Source organism: Variovorax sp. OV700, assembly GCF_900099805.1.
GTDB lineage: Bacteria > Pseudomonadota > Gammaproteobacteria > Burkholderiales > Burkholderiaceae_C > Variovorax.
Window position 1 is genome coordinate 53,336 of record NZ_FNDR01000009.1, and the last position, 16,390, is coordinate 69,725.

16 protein-coding genes are annotated in these 16,390 nt (G+C 66.6%); 5 read left to right on the top strand and 11 right to left on the bottom strand.

The window, feature by feature from the left end:
* Position 1 precedes the first annotated feature (1 nt).
* Both pbpC and BLR24_RS20520 read left to right on the top strand, forming a co-directional pair.
* A complete protein-coding gene (gene pbpC / locus BLR24_RS20515) occupies positions 2-2,326 on the top strand; it encodes a penicillin-binding protein 1C (RefSeq protein ID WP_254787475.1) in 2,325 nt (774 codons plus the stop codon).
* 76 nt (positions 2,327-2,402) lie between these two features.
* Entirely contained in the window at positions 2,403-3,755 is a 1,353-nt protein-coding gene (locus BLR24_RS20520; protein ID WP_093020267.1) for an esterase-like activity of phytase family protein, read from the top strand.
* Between the two features lie 46 nt (positions 3,756-3,801).
* Here the strand turns inward: BLR24_RS20520 and BLR24_RS20525 are convergent, their stop codons facing one another.
* From BLR24_RS20525 to speD, 3 genes are read right to left on the bottom strand one after another with little or no spacing between them, the layout of a single operon-like run.
* Positions 3,802-5,196 carry an aminopeptidase P N-terminal domain-containing protein gene (locus BLR24_RS20525; protein ID WP_093020269.1) on the bottom strand — a complete coding sequence of 465 codons (1,395 nt, stop codon included), beginning with the start codon at positions 5,194-5,196 and terminating at the stop codon, positions 3,802-3,804.
* Positions 5,193-5,903 carry a nucleotidyltransferase family protein gene (locus tag BLR24_RS20530; RefSeq protein WP_093020271.1) on the bottom strand — a complete coding sequence of 237 codons (711 nt, stop codon included), beginning with the start codon at positions 5,901-5,903 and terminating at the stop codon, positions 5,193-5,195. Before BLR24_RS20530 ends, BLR24_RS20525 begins: the two co-directional genes overlap by 4 nt.
* Before the next feature lie 23 nt (positions 5,904-5,926).
* The gene (speD, locus tag BLR24_RS20535) at positions 5,927-6,307 is read right to left on the bottom strand and encodes an adenosylmethionine decarboxylase (RefSeq protein WP_093020273.1); all 381 of its coding nucleotides are present in this window, start codon (positions 6,305-6,307) and stop codon (positions 5,927-5,929) included.
* Between the two features lie 135 nt (positions 6,308-6,442).
* Between speD and BLR24_RS20540 the strand changes: the two genes are divergently transcribed.
* Both BLR24_RS20540 and gap read left to right on the top strand, forming a co-directional pair.
* A complete protein-coding gene (locus BLR24_RS20540; RefSeq protein WP_093020275.1) occupies positions 6,443-8,554 on the top strand; it encodes a transketolase family protein in 2,112 nt (703 codons plus the stop codon).
* Positions 8,555-8,620: 66 nt separating this feature from the next.
* A complete protein-coding gene (gene gap, locus BLR24_RS20545) occupies positions 8,621-9,622 on the top strand; it encodes a type I glyceraldehyde-3-phosphate dehydrogenase (protein ID WP_028259923.1) in 1,002 nt (333 codons plus the stop codon).
* Between the two features lie 72 nt (positions 9,623-9,694).
* Here the strand turns inward: gap and BLR24_RS20550 are convergent, their stop codons facing one another.
* The 5 genes from BLR24_RS20550 to BLR24_RS20570 form a co-directional block, all read right to left on the bottom strand.
* On the bottom strand, positions 9,695-10,291 hold the full coding sequence (locus BLR24_RS20550; protein WP_175543315.1) for a hypothetical protein: 597 nt from the start codon (positions 10,289-10,291) through the stop codon (positions 9,695-9,697).
* Between the two features lie 18 nt (positions 10,292-10,309).
* Complete coding sequence (locus BLR24_RS20555) at positions 10,310-10,906, bottom strand: YajG family lipoprotein (RefSeq protein WP_093020277.1); 597 nt, start codon at positions 10,904-10,906, stop codon at positions 10,310-10,312.
* Positions 10,907-10,989: 83 nt separating this feature from the next.
* Complete coding sequence (locus BLR24_RS20560; protein ID WP_055807416.1) at positions 10,990-11,298, bottom strand: putative quinol monooxygenase; 309 nt, start codon at positions 11,296-11,298, stop codon at positions 10,990-10,992.
* Between the two features lie 97 nt (positions 11,299-11,395).
* On the bottom strand, positions 11,396-11,734 hold the full coding sequence (locus BLR24_RS20565) for a protealysin inhibitor emfourin (RefSeq protein WP_093020279.1): 339 nt from the start codon (positions 11,732-11,734) through the stop codon (positions 11,396-11,398).
* On the bottom strand, positions 11,731-12,801 hold the full coding sequence (locus BLR24_RS20570; protein ID WP_093020281.1) for a M4 family metallopeptidase: 1,071 nt from the start codon (positions 12,799-12,801) through the stop codon (positions 11,731-11,733). Before BLR24_RS20570 ends, BLR24_RS20565 begins: the two co-directional genes overlap by 4 nt.
* 144 nt (positions 12,802-12,945) lie before the next feature.
* On the opposite strand from BLR24_RS20570, the gene BLR24_RS20575 reads away from it, so the two are divergent.
* A complete protein-coding gene (locus BLR24_RS20575; protein WP_093020283.1) occupies positions 12,946-13,236 on the top strand; it encodes a YciI family protein in 291 nt (96 codons plus the stop codon).
* Between the two features lie 22 nt (positions 13,237-13,258).
* Here the strand turns inward: BLR24_RS20575 and BLR24_RS20580 are convergent, their stop codons facing one another.
* The 3 genes from BLR24_RS20580 to BLR24_RS20590 all read right to left on the bottom strand — a co-directional run bounded on the left by BLR24_RS20580 (position 13,259) and on the right by BLR24_RS20590 (position 16,375).
* Positions 13,259-14,314, bottom strand: a complete 1,056-nt coding sequence (locus tag BLR24_RS20580; protein WP_093020285.1) for a pirin family protein — start codon at positions 14,312-14,314, stop codon at positions 13,259-13,261.
* A gap of 164 nt (positions 14,315-14,478) precedes the next feature.
* The gene (locus BLR24_RS20585) at positions 14,479-14,895 is read right to left on the bottom strand and encodes a VOC family protein (RefSeq protein ID WP_093020287.1); all 417 of its coding nucleotides are present in this window, start codon (positions 14,893-14,895) and stop codon (positions 14,479-14,481) included.
* 97 nt (positions 14,896-14,992) lie between these two features.
* Positions 14,993-16,375, bottom strand: a complete 1,383-nt coding sequence (locus tag BLR24_RS20590) for an amidase family protein (RefSeq protein ID WP_093020289.1) — start codon at positions 16,373-16,375, stop codon at positions 14,993-14,995.
* Between the last annotated feature and the right edge of the window lie 15 nt (positions 16,376-16,390).

Genomic DNA, 16,390 nt, shown 5'->3' on the forward strand with positions numbered 1-16,390 from the left:
CATGCGCTTCAGTGCAAAGCTGGGAAGACTCCGCAAGCCCGCGCTGTGGGCGCTGGCGGCTGCCTCCCTGCTCGCGCTGCTGCGCTTCTCGCCGCACGCCCCGCTCAGCGAAACCGTCGGCAGCTCCCGCGCCGTGTACGCGCAAGGCGGCGAGCTCTTGCGCCTTACGCTCGCAAGCGACGAGCAATACCGCCTCTGGGTGCCGCTCGACCGCATCTCTCCAACGCTGGTCGACGCAGTGCTGCTCTACGAAGATCGGCGCTTCTACGCACACCCCGGCGTCAACCCCGCCGCGCTGGTGCGCAGCGCCTGGCGCATTGCCAGCGGCGAGCGCAGGCAGGGTGGCTCGACGCTCACGATGCAGCTTGCACGGCGCATCTACGGCATCGACAGCCGCACGGCCATGGGCAAGGTTGCGCAGATCGGCGCGGCGCTGTGGCTGGAGGCGCGCTTCAGCAAGCGCGAGATCCTGGAGGCGTACCTCAACACCGCTCCCTATGGCGGCAACATCGAAGGCGTGCAGGCCGCGAGCCTCATCTACTTTCGGAAGGACGCCGCCAAGCTCAGCCTGCCCGAAGCGCTGACGCTCGCGGTGATTCCGCAGAACCCCGTCAAGCGCATTGCCGAGCGCGGCCGCAATGCCGAGCTGCAGTCGGCGCGCGAACGGCTCTGGGCGCTGTGGGCCGAGCGCGACTCGACCGCGAAGCAGCACGCGCCCGACGCGCAACTCGCGCTGTCGGCGCAGTCGCGCGGCAGCCTGCCCTTTCTCGCACCGCACGCCACCGACATGCTGCTCGCGCAGGAGCGTGGGGTGCAAGAGATACGGACCACCATCGACCTGCGCATGCAGGCCACGCTCGAACGCGTGATGAGCCAGTACCTGCGCACGCATGCCGACGTGGGCATGACCAACGCGAGCGCGCTGCTGCTCGACGCCTCGACCATGCAGGTGCGCGCCTTGATCGGCTCGGCCGATTGGCACAACGACGCCATCGCGGGCCAGGTCAATGGCACGCAGGCCAAGCGCTCGCCGGGCTCCACGCTCAAGCCCTTCATCTATGCGCTGGCGCTCGACCAGGGGCTGCTGCATCCGAAGACGATGCTGAAGGATGCGCCGACTTCCTTTGGGCCCTACACACCCGAGAATTTCGACCACCGCTTCGCCGGCCCGCTGCCCGCGCAGGAGGCGTTGATTCGCAGTCGCAACATCCCGGCGGTGGCCGTGGCCGCGAAGCTGTCGAAGCCCGGGCTCTACGACTTCATGCGGCTGGCGGGCGTTTCGAAGCTGCAGAGCGAATCGCACTACGGCCTGGCGTTGGTGCTGGGCGGCGGCGAGGTCACGCCCGAGGAGCTCGCGGGCCTCTATGCCACGCTGGCCAACGGCGGCGTCTCGCAGCCGCTGCGCTACACGCAGCCCGCGCCCGACGAGCGGCCGGCCCAGCCGCTGCGCCTGCTGAGCGAAGAGGCTTCTTTCATCACGCTCGACATGCTGCGCCACACGCCGCGGCCCGACACCACCGTGCCTGCTCGCCCGGCTATCGCATGGAAGACGGGCACCTCCTGGGGCTTCCGCGATGCATGGACCGCGGGCGTGTTCGGCCGCCATGTGCTGGTGGTGTGGGTCGGCAATTTCGACGGCACCAGCAACCCCGCGCTCGTCGGCGTCGATGCGGCTGCGCCGCTGTTCCTGCGCATGGTCGATGCGTTGCGCGCCGAGCGGCTCGATCCCGGCGAGGTCGCAACGCGGCAGCCTGCGGACTTGCGCCAAGTCGAGGTCTGCACCGCGACGGGCGGCCTGCCCGATGCGCTGTGCCCGGTGCGCACCACCACGTGGTTCATCGCCGGCAAGTCGCCGATCCAGGTCAGCAACCTGCATCGCGCGGTGTGGGTCGACGAGACGACCGGCAAGGTGGTGTGCGGCCCGCAGCCCAATGCGCGGCAGCAGGTGGTCGAGCAATGGGGTAGCGACATGCGCCGGCTGTTCCGCCAGGCCGGGCTGCCGCGCGCGAGCCTGCCGGCCGATGGCTGCGAGAAAGGCAATGCGTCTTCGGAGACGGCGCCGCTCATCACCTCGCCATTGCGCGGCGTGCGGCATACGCTGCGTGTGAAGAAGCCCGAGCCGCTGGTGCTGCGCGCCGAAGCGGCGGCCGGCACGCAGACGATCTACTGGTTCGCGGACGACGCGCTGATCGGCCGTGCCGCGCCCGGCGAAGGCATCACCTGGATGCCCGACCTCGCGGACTCGGGTCGGCGCTACGTGCTGCGCGCGGTCGATGACCAGGGGCGCACCGAATCGCGCGAGGTCACCGTCGACATCGCACCCTGACCCGGCTGCATGTCATGGCCGCGTCACGCGCAATCGGCATGGTCTCGCGTTTCGACTGAAACCGTTCTTCTTGCTCATGACGCGCCTCGCTTCTCTCTCTTTCATCGCCCTTGCCGCCGCGCTCGCTTGCGGCAACGCCGCCGCACAGACCGCCTTCCCCGCGACGCTCGCCGGCCACGCCGTGTTGCCCGCGCAGAGCTTCGTGGCCGCGCCCAAGGACGCACCTGCCGACTTGCAGGCCAGCGGCAAGTTCACCTCGGGCAAACGCGTGGAGGCGCTGGGCACGGTCGAAGGCCTTTCGGCCGGCCGCGGCACGGGTGTTTCGGTGCCCTTCAAGGGGCAGCCGCTGCAAGGCCATTCGGGCATCAAGAAGATGGACGACGGCACGTTCTGGATCCTCACGGACAACGGAGCCGGCGCCAAGGCCAACTCGCCCGACTTCATGCTCTACCTGAACCACTACAAGGTGGATTTCAAGAGCGGCAAGTTCAATCGCATCGACACCGTTTTCCTGCACGACCCCGACAAGAAGGTGCCCTTTCGCATCATCCACGAAGGCACGAAGCAGCGCTACCTGACGGGCTCCGACTTCGACCCAGAGAGCTTTCAGTTCGCCGGCGGTGCGTTGTGGATCGGCGAGGAGTTCGGCCCCTTCTTGATCAAGGCCGACTTGAAAGGCAAGGTGCTCGCGGTGTTCGACACGCTGGTCGAAGGCAAGGCAGTGCGCTCGCCCGACCATCCCGCAGTCATCACGCCGGGCGTGCCGGGCGGTGCGGTCGATTTCCAGATCAAGCGCTCCAAGGGCTTCGAAGGAATGGCTGCGTCGAAGGACGGCAGCAAGCTCTACGCGCTGCTCGAAGGCCCGGTGTGGAACGCCGAGACAAAAGACTACGAGAAGGTTGAAGGCAAAGAAGCGCTGCGCGTGCTGGAATTCGACGTGGCCACTGAGAAGTGGACCGGCCGCCACTGGAAGTACGTGCTCGAAGCCAACGGCAACGCCATCGGCGACTTCAACATGATCGACGCCACCACCGGCTTGATCATCGAGCGCGACAACGGCGAAGGCACGAGCGAGAAGGCCTGCCCCGAAGGTCAGAAGCGCACTGACTGCTTCCACGACATCGCGAAATTCAAGCGCGTCTACAAGGTCGAGCTGAACGACGCCAACGTGGGCGGTGCGGTACGCAAGATCGGCTACGTCGATCTGCTCAACATTGCCGACGCGGCCAAACTCGCGCGCAAGCCACTCAACGACGGCGTGCTCAAGTTCCCGTTCTTCACCATCGAGAACGTCGACGTGGTGGATGCCACGCACATCGTGGTGGGCAACGACAACAACCTGCCGTTCTCCAGCAGCCGCGAGCCGAACAAGGCCGACGACAACGAGCTGGTGCTGCTCGAAGCGGGCGCGCTGCTGCAGGCAAAGTAAAGGGGAAAGTTAAGGCGCTGCACCGCCGACCGCCGACCGCGGGCCGTCAGGCCCGCATCAGCGCCTCGATCTCGTCCGCCTTCACCGGCACGCCGCGCGAAATGAGTTCGCAGCCCGTGGCCGTGACGATCGCGTCGTCCTCGATGCGGATGCCGATGTTGTGGAATTGCTCGGGCACGCCGTCGCCGGGCCGCACGTAGATGCCGGGCTCCAGCGTCATCACCATGCCTGGATGCAGGATGCGGCTCGGCCGGTTCTTGATGACTTCGTTCGACAGCGGATCCTTGCGCTCGCTCACCTCGCCCACCTGCGTGGGCTCGACGTAGCTGCCGCAGTCGTGCACGTCCATGCCGAGCCAGTGGCCCGTGCGGTGCATGTAGAACTGGAAGTAGGCCCGGCTGTCGATCACGTCGTCCACGCTGCCCACCTTTTTGGCATCGAGCAGGCCCAGGTCGAGCATGCCCTGCGCCAGCACCTTCACGGCGGCATCGTGCGGATCGGTGAAGCGGTTGCCGGCCTTGGTGGCCGCGGCCGACGCATCCTGGCTGGCCAGCACCAGGTCGTACAGCGCGCGCTGCGGCCCGCTGAACTTGCCGTTGGCCGGAAAGGTGCGCGTGATGTCGCTCGCGTAGCTGTCGAGCTCGCAGCCCGCGTCGATCAGCACCAGCTCGCCGCTTCGCACCGGCGCCGCGTCGGCGCGGTAGTGCAGCACGCAGGCATTGGCGCCGGCCGCCACGATGGAGCCGTACGCCGGGTACTGCGAGCCGCCCAGGCGAAACTCGTGCAGCAGCTCGGCGTCGAGGTGATATTCGCGCACGTCCTTGCCTTCGCGCAGCATGCGGGCCGACAACTGCATCGCACGGATGTGGGCGCGCGCGCTGATCTCTGCGGCGCGCCGCATGGTGTCCTGTTCATGCGCGTCCTTGAAGAGGCGCATTTCATCGAGCGGCCCGCACAGGTCGCGCTGCTCTTCGGGGCACAGCGCGCCGTAGCGCACGCGCGCGCGCACCGATTGCAGCCAGCCGTCGATGCGAGTCTCCAGACCCTTGTGAATCGCGAACGGAAACCACACGGTCGACCTGTTCTCGAGCAGCTTCGGCAGCTTGGCGTCGAGCTCGTTGATCGAGAAAGCCTCGTCCACGCCCAGCGCCTCGGGGGCCGCATCGGGGCCCAGGCGGTATCCATCCCAGATTTCGCGCTCCAGATCCTTGGGCGCGCAGAACAGCGTGGCGCGGCCGTCGCCCGCGAGGACCAGCCAGGCGTTCGGTTCGGTGAAGCCGGTCAGGTAATAGAAGTAGCTGTCGTGGCGAAACAGGAAGTCGCTGTCGCGGTTGCGCTGCCGCTCGGGCGCAGTCGGCACGATGGCGATGCCGTCCTTGCCCAGTTGCGAGGCGAGGCGCGCGCGGCGCTCGGCGTAGATCTTGGTGTCTTCTGAGGTCATCTTGGCGTGTTCAGTTGAAGAAGCCGTTCGGGCGTTCCCACATCGGTCCAGGGCCCGGTGTAGAGCTGGGCGCTCACGAGTTCATTGTCCATCGCGGCGCGCAGGATGGGTGCCAGCGGGGCTTTGGCGCCCACCGGATTGCCGGGGGGAATGTCGCAGTAAGGCGGCCCAAAGAGCGCGGCCCGGTACAGGCCGATGGTCGAGAAGGTGTATTTTTCGGCCGCCGAATTGAGCGCCAAGCCATCGGCGGACAGCCCGAAATCGCCTTTCGGGTTGTGCGCCGGGTTCGGCACCAGCCACAGATGGGCGAGCTTGCCGCTCGCCGCGAAACGGTCCACCGATTCCTGAGTGAAGGCGAAATCCGGCGCGAACACATCGCCGGCCGCGACCCAGAAAACCTCGCCCAGCTGGGGCAGCGCGCGCACGATGCCGCCGGCCGTTTCCAGCGCTCCACCAAAGTCGCGGCCTTCGTCGGAATATGAAATTGATAGCGCGCTGCGCCCATTCAGCAAGGGCCTCGCGCCGAACCGGCTGGAAATCTTCTCGCCGAGCCAGTCGGTGTTGACCACCAGTTCGCTGAAGCCGCCGGCGGCCAACGCCTCCATCGGCCATTGCATCAGCGGCTTGCCGCGCACTTCGAGCAGCGGTTTCGGCGTGGTGTCGGTCAGTGGCCGCATGCGCTCGCCGCGGCCTGCGGCAAGGATCATCGCCCGAACGGAAGCCCGGGTGCTCAAGCCGCCACCTTGCCGCGCAGCAACTCGTTGCGTTCGCTGTGGCCGGGCTTGAACAGGGAGACCAGGCATTCCATCAGCGCATGCGCCTTCGCCGAATGGTCGCCGCCGAAGTTGCACACATACACGTCGAGCGTGGCGCTGCGCTGTTCGGGCCAGGTGTGGATGCACAGGTGCGATTCGGCCAGCAGCACCGTGGCCGTCACGCCGCCCGGTCCCTCTGGCGTGGCCGGAAATCCGTGGACCAGCTGGCCCACCGGCTGCAGCCCGGCGGCGGTAACCGCCTTGAGGCAGACGGCGCCGAGCGCCTCCTTGTCGGTGAGCCATTGCATGCCGCATTGGCAGTCGTGGAGATCGGCGGTGAGGTGCAGCCCATGCATGGGTGGCAACTCTAGCAGTCCGGGCGCTGCCAAAGAACATCGGCCGGGTGTCGAAGGCGTATTGAAGGGGGTCGGAGCGAGCCCGGTAAAATCGCGGGTTCCCCCCAATCCACATTCCCCGAAAGTCCTCCGCCCATGGCAAACCAAGCCCTGATGGCCAACGCGATTCGCGCGCTGGCCATGGATGCCGTCCAACAAGCAAACTCCGGACATCCGGGCGCACCGATGGGCATGGCCGACATGGCCGTCGCACTCTGGGGCGAGCACCTGCGCTACAACCCCGCGAACCCGCACTGGTTCGATCGCGACCGCTTCGTGCTGTCGAACGGCCATGCCTCGATGCTGCTGTACGCGGTGCTGCACCTCACCGGCTACGACCTGCCGATCAGCGAGCTCAAGAACTTCCGCCAGCTGCACAGCAAGACCGCGGGCCACCCCGAAGTCGACGTGACCCCCGGCGTGGAAACCACCACCGGCCCGCTGGGCCAGGGCATCACCAATGCCGTGGGCTTTGCGCTGGCCGAGAAGCTGCTTGCGTCCGAGTTCAACCGCAAGCACCACGCCATCGTCGACCACCACACCTACGCTTTCCTGGGCGACGGCTGCATGATGGAAGGCGTCAGCCACGAAGCCTGCGCGCTGGCCGGCGCCTGGCACCTGAACAAGCTGATTGCGCTGTACGACGACAACGGCATCAGCATCGACGGCCAGGTCAAGCCCTGGTTCATCGACAACACCGAAGAGCGCTTCAAGGCCTACGGATGGAACGTCATCGGCCCGATCGACGGCAACGACGCCAAGGAAGTGTCCAAGGCCATCGCCAAGGCGAAGAAGCAGGACAGCAAGCCCACCCTCATCATCTGCAAGACGCAGATCGGCAAGGGCAGCCCAAACCGCGCCAACACCGCCAAGGCCCACGGCGAGCCGCTGGGCGCCGAGGAAATCACCCTCACCCGCGCCGCGCTGAACTGGCCGTACGCAGCCTTCGAGGTGCCGGAGGAAGCCAGTGCCGACTGGGACCACAAGGCCGAAGGCGCCTTGGCCGAAGCGGCCTGGAACGACAAGTTCGACGCCTACGCCAAGGCCTTCCCCGAACTCGCGGCCGAGTTCACCCGCCGCATGCGAGGCGAGCTGCCCAAGAACTTCCACCAGGTGGCGTTCGACACCGTGGTGGCCGCCCACACCAAGGGCGAAACCGTGGCCAGCCGCAAGGCCAGCCAGCTCGCGCTCGAGGCCTTCACCGCCGCGCTGCCTGAAATGCTCGGCGGCAGCGCCGACCTCACCGGCTCCAACCTCACCAACACCAAGAGCACGGCCGCCCTGCGCTTCGATGCGAAGACCGGCACCGTGGTCATGGACGTGCCAGTCCAGCAGCCCAACCAGGGCGCCGAAGACGAAGCCGCACCCGAGAGCACCGCCGACAACGCCGAGCCGCCGCACGGCGTGATCGGCCGCCACATCAACTACGGCGTGCGCGAGTTCGGCATGGCGGGCATCATGAACGGCGTCTCGCTGCATGGCGGCTTCATTCCCTATGGCGGCACGTTCCTGACCTTCAGCGACTACAGCCGCAATGCCATCCGCATGGCCGCGCTCATGAAGCGCCGCGTGGTGCACGTGTTCACGCACGACTCCATCGGCCTTGGCGAAGACGGCCCCACGCACCAGTCGATCGAGCACGCCGCGTCGCTGCGCCTGATCCCCAACCTCGACGTCTGGCGTCCGGGCGACACCGCCGAAACGGCCGTGGCCTGGGCCGTGGCGCTGCAGAACCAGTCGCGCCCCACGGCGCTGCTGCTGAGCCGCCAGAACATCGCCTATGCGCCGAAGGGCGACCTCGGCGACATCAGCCGCGGCGCCTATGTGCTGTCGGAACCCGAAGTCGTCGGCCTCAAGAGTAAGAAGACCGCCGCGGTCATCATTGCCACCGGTTCCGAAGTGCAATTGGCCCTGGCCGCGCAGAAATTGCTGGCCGAGAAGAAAATTGCGGTGCGCGTGGTGTCGATGCCCTCGACCACCACCTTCGACCGCCAGGACGTGGCCTACAAGAAGAGCGTGCTGCCCAAGAAGCTGCCGCGCATCGCCGTCGAAATGGGCTGCACCGGCGGCTGGTGGAAGTACGGCTGCGCGGCCGTCGTGGGTATCGACAGCTACGGGGAGTCGGCTCCGGCATCGGCGCTGTTCAAGCATTTCGGGTTCACGGCAGAGAACGTTGCCGCCACGGTCGAAGCCGCCCTGCGCGACTGAGCCCGGCCAGGCGCATTCTTTCTTTCTGTTCGATCAAAAAGTTTTTCAACCTTAGGAGCAAATCAGATGGCTATCAAACTCGGTATCAACGGCTTCGGTCGCATCGGTCGCAACGTGCTGCGCGCAGCGGTGCAGAACTTCAAGAACGACATCGAAATCGTTGCCATCAACGACTTGCTCGAGCCCGACTACCTGGCCTACATGCTCCAGTACGACTCGGTGCACGGCCGCTTCAAGGGCGAAGTCACGGTTGAAGGCAACCTGCTGATCGTCAACGGCAAGAAGATCCGCCTCACGCAAGAGCGCGATCCGTCGCAGCTGAAGTGGAACGAAGTCGGCGCCGACATCGTGCTCGAGTCGACCGGCCTCTTCCTCACCAAGGAAACCTGCCAGAAGCACCTCGACGCGGGCGCCAAGAAGGTGATCATGTCGGCTCCCTCGAAGGACGACACCCCCATGTTCGTCTACGGCGTGAACGACAAAAAGTACGCCGGCGAAGCCATCGTCAGCAACGCCAGCTGCACCACCAACTGCCTGGCGCCGCTCGCCAAGGTGCTGAACGACAAGTGGGGCATCAAGCGCGGCCTGATGACCACCGTGCACGCTGCCACCGCCACGCAGAAGACCGTTGACGGCCCGAGCAACAAGGACTGGCGCGGCGGCCGCGGCATCCTGGAAAACATCATTCCCTCGAGCACCGGCGCTGCCAAGGCCGTGGGCGTGGTGATCCCTGAGCTCAACAAGAAGCTCACCGGCATGAGCTTCCGCGTGCCGACCTCCGACGTGTCGGTGGTCGACCTGACGGTGGAACTGGAGAAGGAAGCCACCTACAAGGAAATCTGCGCGGAGATGAAGTCGCAGAGCGAAGGCGCGCTCAAGGGCGTGCTGGGCTACACCGAAGACAAGGTGGTGGCCACCGACTTCCGCGGCGACCCGCGCACCTCGATCTTCGACGCCGAAGCCGGCATTGCACTGGACGGCACCTTCGTGAAGCTCGTGAGCTGGTACGACAACGAATGGGGCTACTCGAACAAGTGCCTCGAAATGGTGAAGGTCGTTTCGAAGTAAGCCTTCGAAGCTCCAACGAAAAACGCGCCCTTGGGCGCGTTTTTTCATGGGTTCGCGCAGAAGGGAATCGCGTCAGCGCAGCTTCTCGTTCCGCCGGATTTCGCTGCTGAGCTGCGACGTCATCCGCGTCGCCGCGCGCCGGGCGGCCAGTCCGTAGTCGCCGTTGAACTCGCCGAATTCCGCGGTGCCGTTGCCGACCGCGCGCACGCGCGTGACCTCGGCGCCTGCGGCATCGCTGACCACGCAGCTCACCTCGGCGGTGAACGACGTGGGCGGCCAGGTGATCCAGGAGGACGAGCTCGAATCGGTCTTGATCTGCGGCGTGAACACCAGCGACACGCCCGCTGTCTCGTTCGCCTTGGCATCACCGGCGGTCCGCAGCACGACCACGTCGCGGTACACCGCGCGCAGCGCGTCGCGAATCGACTTTTCGAGGTCGCGGTACGGGTAGTAGCTCACGCGATCGCCGCTGCCGCCGGCGGTGGTCACCTGCTGGTCGCGCTGGGTGTCGGTCATCACGTAGGCCACCTTCTTAGGAAGGAGATGGGCCCGTGCGCGGGGCGGCGCCGTTTCCGTGATCATCGTGATCGGATGGGAGCAACCTGCCACTGCGATGGTCAGGGCGACAGCGGCCAACAGGCGAGTGGCCGAAGAATGACGAGACGGCATGGTGCGGCTTTCTCCGTTCTAGGGCGCAATGGCCGCGACGAACTGCGGGTCGGCATACATCTGGCGCAGCAGCGCGCGCACCAGCCGCGGGTAGGCGGCCTGCCCGGCGGGCACGGCCACGATGTTCGCGTAGCTTGAATCGAAGGCGATCTCGCCGCGATAGGTCTTGCGCAATCGCTGCGCGGCCGCACGCGTCACGACCACTTCCACGTCCATGCGGCCGGTGCCGTTGATCACGCCAAGGTCGAGTTCGTTGACCACGATCCGCGCCGCGATGCGGGTCGGCGCCTTGGGGTCGTAGGCCGATATTTCTCCCAGGTCGCGCATCAGCGCGTCTTCCAGGTATTGCGCAAAGGTGCCACTGGGTGACACCAGTTTCGCGCGGCGCAGGCCGAGCGTGTTGATGCCGTCGTTCGGATCGGTCGGCTGCACCTTCGCCACGGCCACCATGCCGGGGCGCGCGGCTTCGAGCCGGTCGAGCGCTTCGTAGTCGGCTGCGTAGGGCGGCGCTGCAAGCTGCGCGCAGCCGGATACCAATACTCCCGCGGCCAGCGTGCCGAGCGTTGAGATGAAAGCGCGCAAGCGCAAACCATGCGGTCTGAAGAAGATCGCCATGCTTGTATCCCTCCTCGAGATGCCTGCTCCCGGCGCGAGGGTAGCAGGCATTGCGCCGCGCGCGAAGGCCGCTCTCGGACCTCTCAGACCGGTTCGAGCACGTGGATCAGCTTGCTCTCGACCAGCTCCTTCGTCCTGGCGCCGTGCGCCGCCATGTGCGGTGCCACCGCATGGGCCTGCAGGTGAGCCAGCGTTTCCCACTTCTCGATGACCACGAAGGTCTCGGGGCCGAAGCTGGCCTTCGATGTCGGAACGCCTTGCGCATCGATGGTGGCCCCGTATTCGATGCAACCCTCTTCAGCCAGCACGGCCGCGCGGTTGGCTGCAAAGGCTTCGAGCAGTTTGGCGCGCTGGCCCGGCTTGGCGTTGATGACGGCGACGACGTGAATCATGGAAAGAAGCTCCGGTGTGGTTGTGGATGTCAGTCGCCGAATCTAAAAGATTCGCCGCATCGGCGCCGGTCCCGCGCGCGACCCTGTCATCGCGCGCTCAGCGGTCGGCGGCGTCTTTCCAGAGGTGCACCAGCGCTTCGGGCGCCTCGGTCTCGGGCACTTCGAAGCTGACCGAACCCGAATGGGCGGTGGCGCTCTCCACCACCACTTCGACGCGGTAGAAGCGCTGGTCGCCACCCGGCGATCCGGGCTCGTCGCGCTGCTCCGCATGCGGGGCGGCGCTTTGCAATGCCTCGCCGATCCGCTGGCGCAGTTCTTCGCTGCAATTGCCCAGTTGGTAGCTGCGCGGGCGCGAAAGCCCCGGCAAGTAGGCAACGCCGCCTTCGCGCGTCACCCGCACGACGGAAGCCTGGTCCAGGGGCGGAAGCTGAATCATGATGGCGTGACTCCCACGGTGTTCCATGCGGCGCCGACCGCCTTGTGCACCGCGCTGTCGGCGCCAAAGCGCCTGGCCGCATTCTCCACGCTCAGTTGCGCGAAGACCTCGAAATCGGCGTCCTGGCGCAGCCGCCGGTCGCACACCGTGTCGTACCAGACGCGGCCCGCGGTCTCCCATGCCGCGCCGGGGATGGCCGTGGCGGCGAGGTAGAAGGCGCGGTTCGGAATGCCGGAATTGATGTGCACGCCGCCATTGTCCTGCCGCGTGACGACAAAGTCTTTCATATGGGCAGGCTGAGGGTCTTTGCCCAGCACCGGGTCGTCGTAGGCCGTGCCGGGCTCGGCCATCGAGCGCAGCGCGCGCGCCTCCACCTTGGCGGTGAAAAGTCCCGCGCCCACCAGCCAGTCGGCCTGCTGCGCCGTCTGCTTCAGGAGGTGCTGCTTGACCAGGACGCCGAACACGTCGCAGATCGATTCGTTGAGCGCCCCCGGTTGCCCTTGGTAGACCAAGCCGGACTCGTGGTCGATGACGCCGTGCGTGAGCTCGTGGCCGATGATGTCCACCGCGATCGTGAAGCGGTTCATCACTTCGCCGTCGCCGTCGCCGAACACCATTTGCTTGCCGTTCCAGAAGGCGTTGTCGTAGTCGTTGCCGTAGTGCACGCTGCCGGTCAGCGGCATGCCCGCGCCGTCGATGGAGTCGCGCTCGAAGACGTCGTGGTACAGGCGGTAGGTGGCGCCCAGGTAGTCGTAGGCCTCGTCGGCTGCGATGTCGCCGATGGCGGCCTGCCCTTCAGCGCGCATCAGCCGGCCGGGCAGGCTCATGGCGTGATCCGCGTCGTGGATGGCGCGCGCGGGCGAGCCGCGCCGAAGGTAGCGCGGCGCCGGGCCCGACGACACGCCTTTCGAAGCCACCGCTTCTCGAAGGCCGCGGTGTTCGCGGTCGATCATCAGCGTCTGGGCCGCTCGTGCGCTGGCATGCGCGCTGGCACGTTCCGCCAGGCGGTCCAGCAGGTACGGCGGTACGAAGCTGGGTGGCAAAAGGGGTGGCGACCGAAGCGGCATGGGCGACTTTCTCCAGCAGTGGGACGGTAGAAAAGACGGTAGCAGAAACCCGTAAAACCTGGATCACTCCGTTACTTCTGGTGTCACGTAATGCCACGGGCAGGCCATAGGATCGGAGCTCCCGATCCACTTGCCGCTTTAGCCATGTTCATCGTCACCCTTACCTACGTCCGCCCCCTTGAAGAGCTCGATGCTTTGATGGACGGGCACATGGCGTGGCTTCGAAAACACTATGAAAGCGGACTCTTCCTGGCCTCGGGCCGCCAGGTGCCGCGCAAGGGCGGCGTGATCTTCGCGCGGTCCGGCGAACGGGCCGCGCTCGAGGCGGTGCTGGCACGCGATCCGTTCGTGCAGAACGGCGTGGCGACCACCGAAGTGATCGAGTTCGTGCCGAGCATGACGGCACCCGCCACCGAGATCCTCAAGACCGTTTGACGCGGCCCCGAGGCTGCGCGCTTCAGGCCTCCGGCGTTTCCTCGCGTCCGCCAGGATGCCGCGCAAAGCGCGCGGCGCCGCGGCTGTGCACCGGTGCTGGGTCGTCCCAGGGCCAGCCGCCGAACTGCGTGCGGCGGTAGTCGTCCAGGGTCTGGCCGATCTCGGCCTGCGTGTTCATCACGAACGGGCCGTACTGCACCACCGGCTCGGCGATCGGGCGGCCCTGCAGCAGCAGGAACTCGCTTGCTTCGGCGTCGCCATTGAGCAGCTCCACGGACGCATCGGCACGCAGCTCGATGGCGACCGGGCCTTCCACGCGCTGGCCCGCGATGTGCGCGACGGCTCCCTTGAAGAAGTACAGCATGCGCCGCGTGCCTTCGCCCGCAGCCGCCGGCAGCGTCCATTGGGCGCCCGGCGTCATCTTGAGCGTCCAGATCGCCACGTCGGCATCGGCCTTTGCCGCCCATGAATCGGGCGGCGGCGCGAGCGGTGCAATGGGCGCGGCCGGTGCCTGAGCGTGGCCGAACCGGCCCGCGATGACCGCGACCTCGGTGCGGCCGCCCTTCGCGTCGTCCGATGCAAGGCGCGGAATCGCCTCCGACCAGAACATCGTGAAGTGCGGCTCGGCCATCTTGCTCTGGGCCGGAAGGTTGAGCCAGATCTGGAACAGCTCCAGCGGATTGGGCGCGTTCGCATCGAGCAGCGGAAACATCTCCGAATGCACGATGCCCTTGCCGGCCGTGAGCCACTGCACGTCGCCGCCGCCGAAGCGCGCGGTGGCGCCCAGCGAATCGGAATGGTCGACCAGCCCCTTGCGAACGATGGTCACCGTCTCGAAGCCCCGGTGCGGGTGCGAGGGAAAGCCCGGCACCGTCTCGCCGTGGTACATGCTCCAGCCGTCCTTGCGGCTGAAGTCCTGGCCGATCTGGCGGCCCGCCAGCGGGGCTTCGGGCCCCATCCGCGCGTTGGCCTTGGGATAGGCGTCGTCGTGATAGACGCAGAACAGGAACGGGTCGATCGTCTGCCACGGAAAGCCGAGCGGGCTCACCTGCAGGACGGGGGCTGCGGGCTTCTTCATCAAAGTTGTTGCTGGACACCTCGGTATTCCTTTCCGTTGGGGCGCCGCCGAACGTATGGCGGCGCTGTTCCCAGGAATATCGGGGCTCGCGCGCTTTAAGAAAGGGCCCTTTCGCGCAACAGTGAGAAGCGGATATGGAACGATGGGCATCGCTTTCGTTCTTTTCAGCGCCGCGGCATCACGGGGTTCTGGTGGGGCACTTCGGCGTTCGGGTCCATGTACATCAGCTCCCACAGGTGGCGGCCGTACATGAAGCCATAGTCCTGCGGCGCGCGCGGCACCGTGCCGCCAGCGGCCACGGCCTTGGCCACCATCTCGTCGACCTCGGCCCGGCTTTCGCACGAGAGGCACAGCAGCACCTCGGTGCTCTTGCTGGTGTCGGTAAGGCTCTTGTCGGTAAAGGTCTTGAAGAAGTCTTCGACCAGCAGCATGGCGTGGATGCTGCCCTCCTGAATCACCATGCAGGCGGCGTTGGCGTCGGTGAATTGCTCGTTGAAGGTATAGCCCAGCGCGGCAAAAAAAGCCTTGGACTTCTCCAGGTTCTTGACGGCGAGGTTCACAAAGATCTGCTTGTTGGCCATGGGTTGTCTTCCTGTTTCGATGAAGAGTGGATCGGATTTGCGGCGTGTTGTGTACGCCGTCCACAAAAGATATCAAAGAAAATGGACGGTGTCCACATTATTTTTCAAGCGCTGTTCTCGTCAGCAATCGGGCCAGGGCGATGGTGCTGCGGTCCTCGAAGTACGGACCGACGATCTGCACGCCCAGTGGCAATCCGCCCTTCGTGAAGCTTGCGGGAGCGACCGTGGCCGGCAGTCCGCCAAGGCTCGCCAGCGCGGCCCAGGCGCCCAGCGTGTCATATGGCACCTTGACTCCATCAACAGTGAGTGTTCGCTTTCCGAAGTCCGGCTCGCTCACATGCTCGAAGGCGGCGCATCCGACTGCGGGACACAGCACCGCGTCGAATTGCGTGAACAGCGCTCGCAGTTGCGTCCGGATGCGCGTGCGCGTGGCGAGCAGGTCGAACCAGGCGTGCAGCGACATCGGCGACCGGCCGCCCGGCTCGACGTGCGCGAGCACGGTTTGCACGATCTGGTCGTAGGTGTCGCCGATCTCGGCCAGATCGGGCAACAGATCGGACGCCTCGGCCACCACGGCGCCCGCCTTCGCCAGCCGCCGGCCCGCGCCTTCGACGGTGGCGCGCACGTCCGCGGCCACGGCGGCCTGCGGATGCGCCGTGACCACGAGCACGCGCCAATTCTTTGCGGCCGTGTGGCGCGGTGCGGGCAGCGCGAAGCAACCTTTTGCCACACGGACTGCATCCGGCCCAGACAGCACCTGGAGCGCCAGCAACAGGTCGTCGGCGCAATGGCCGATCGGCCCGATCACCGAAGGCAGCCCGGAGGGCGCCTCCTCGGTGCCCGGAAACGCAAAGCCGCGCGTCGGCAGCAGGCCCTCGCTCGGCTTGTGCGTGTACACGCCGCAAAAGCTTGCGGGCACGCGCAGCGAACCCGTCAGGTCGCTGCCCAGTTCCAGCGCCACCATGTCCGTGGCCACCGCCACGGCGCCGCCGCCCGACGAGCCGCCCGGCGTGCGCGTGTGGTCGAGCGGGTGCACTGTGCGGCCATACACCGGGTTGTCGCATTGCCAGTCGGCCAGGCCCGGCGGCACGTTCGTCTTGCCAAGAATCACCGCGCCTGCCGCCTTCAAGCGCTGCACGGCGACGGCGTCATGCGGCGGAACGAAATCGCGGAACGGCGGCAGGCCCCACGTGGTCGGCAGGCCCGCGATGTTGAAAGCTTCCTTCACCGTCATCGGCACGCCGAGCAGCGGCCGGCGCTCGCCGCGCGCGAGCGCCGCATCGGCTTCGGCGGCCTGGCGCCGCGCACGGTCGAAATCGCGCACCACCACCGCGTTGAGCGCGCCATCGAGCGCTTCGATGCGGGCGATGGCGGTTTCGCACAATTCCACGGCACTCGCCTCTCTGGCAACCAGTGCCTTGGCCGACCGTGCGGCGCCCGCGGCCAGCAAGGCGGTTGGGTCGGGTGATGTCGTGCGCATGGAGACCTTTCTCGC

Excerpts from the sequence above, each read along its gene's own strand:
- BLR24_RS20560 (WP_055807416.1), bottom strand. The coding sequence starts at position 11,298 with ATGATTCACGTCGTCGCCGTCATCAACGCCAAGCCGGGCCAGCGCGCC.
- BLR24_RS20530 (WP_093020271.1), bottom strand. The coding sequence starts at position 5,903 with ATGATCCTTGCCGCAGGCCGCGGCGAGCGCATGCGGCCACTGACCGAC.
- BLR24_RS20520 (WP_093020267.1), top strand. The coding sequence starts at position 2,403 with ATGACGCGCCTCGCTTCTCTCTCTTTCATCGCCCTTGCCGCCGCGCTC.
- BLR24_RS20555 (WP_093020277.1), bottom strand. The coding sequence starts at position 10,906 with ATGGCGATCTTCTTCAGACCGCATGGTTTGCGCTTGCGCGCTTTCATC.
- BLR24_RS20565 (WP_093020279.1), bottom strand. The coding sequence starts at position 11,734 with ATGATTCAGCTTCCGCCCCTGGACCAGGCTTCCGTCGTGCGGGTGACG.
- gap (WP_028259923.1), top strand. The coding sequence starts at position 8,621 with ATGGCTATCAAACTCGGTATCAACGGCTTCGGTCGCATCGGTCGCAAC.
- BLR24_RS20525 (WP_093020269.1), bottom strand. The coding sequence starts at position 5,196 with ATGACCTCAGAAGACACCAAGATCTACGCCGAGCGCCGCGCGCGCCTC.
- pbpC (WP_254787475.1), top strand. The coding sequence starts at position 2 with ATGCGCTTCAGTGCAAAGCTGGGAAGACTCCGCAAGCCCGCGCTGTGG.
- speD (WP_093020273.1), bottom strand. The coding sequence starts at position 6,307 with ATGCATGGGCTGCACCTCACCGCCGATCTCCACGACTGCCAATGCGGC.
- BLR24_RS20570 (WP_093020281.1), bottom strand. The coding sequence starts at position 12,801 with ATGCCGCTTCGGTCGCCACCCCTTTTGCCACCCAGCTTCGTACCGCCG.
- BLR24_RS20590 (WP_093020289.1), bottom strand. The coding sequence starts at position 16,375 with ATGCGCACGACATCACCCGACCCAACCGCCTTGCTGGCCGCGGGCGCC.
- BLR24_RS20575 (WP_093020283.1), top strand. The coding sequence starts at position 12,946 with ATGTTCATCGTCACCCTTACCTACGTCCGCCCCCTTGAAGAGCTCGAT.
- BLR24_RS20540 (WP_093020275.1), top strand. The coding sequence starts at position 6,443 with ATGGCAAACCAAGCCCTGATGGCCAACGCGATTCGCGCGCTGGCCATG.
- BLR24_RS20550 (WP_175543315.1), bottom strand. The coding sequence starts at position 10,291 with ATGCCGTCTCGTCATTCTTCGGCCACTCGCCTGTTGGCCGCTGTCGCC.
- BLR24_RS20580 (WP_093020285.1), bottom strand. The coding sequence starts at position 14,314 with ATGAAGAAGCCCGCAGCCCCCGTCCTGCAGGTGAGCCCGCTCGGCTTT.
- BLR24_RS20585 (WP_093020287.1), bottom strand. The coding sequence starts at position 14,895 with ATGGCCAACAAGCAGATCTTTGTGAACCTCGCCGTCAAGAACCTGGAG.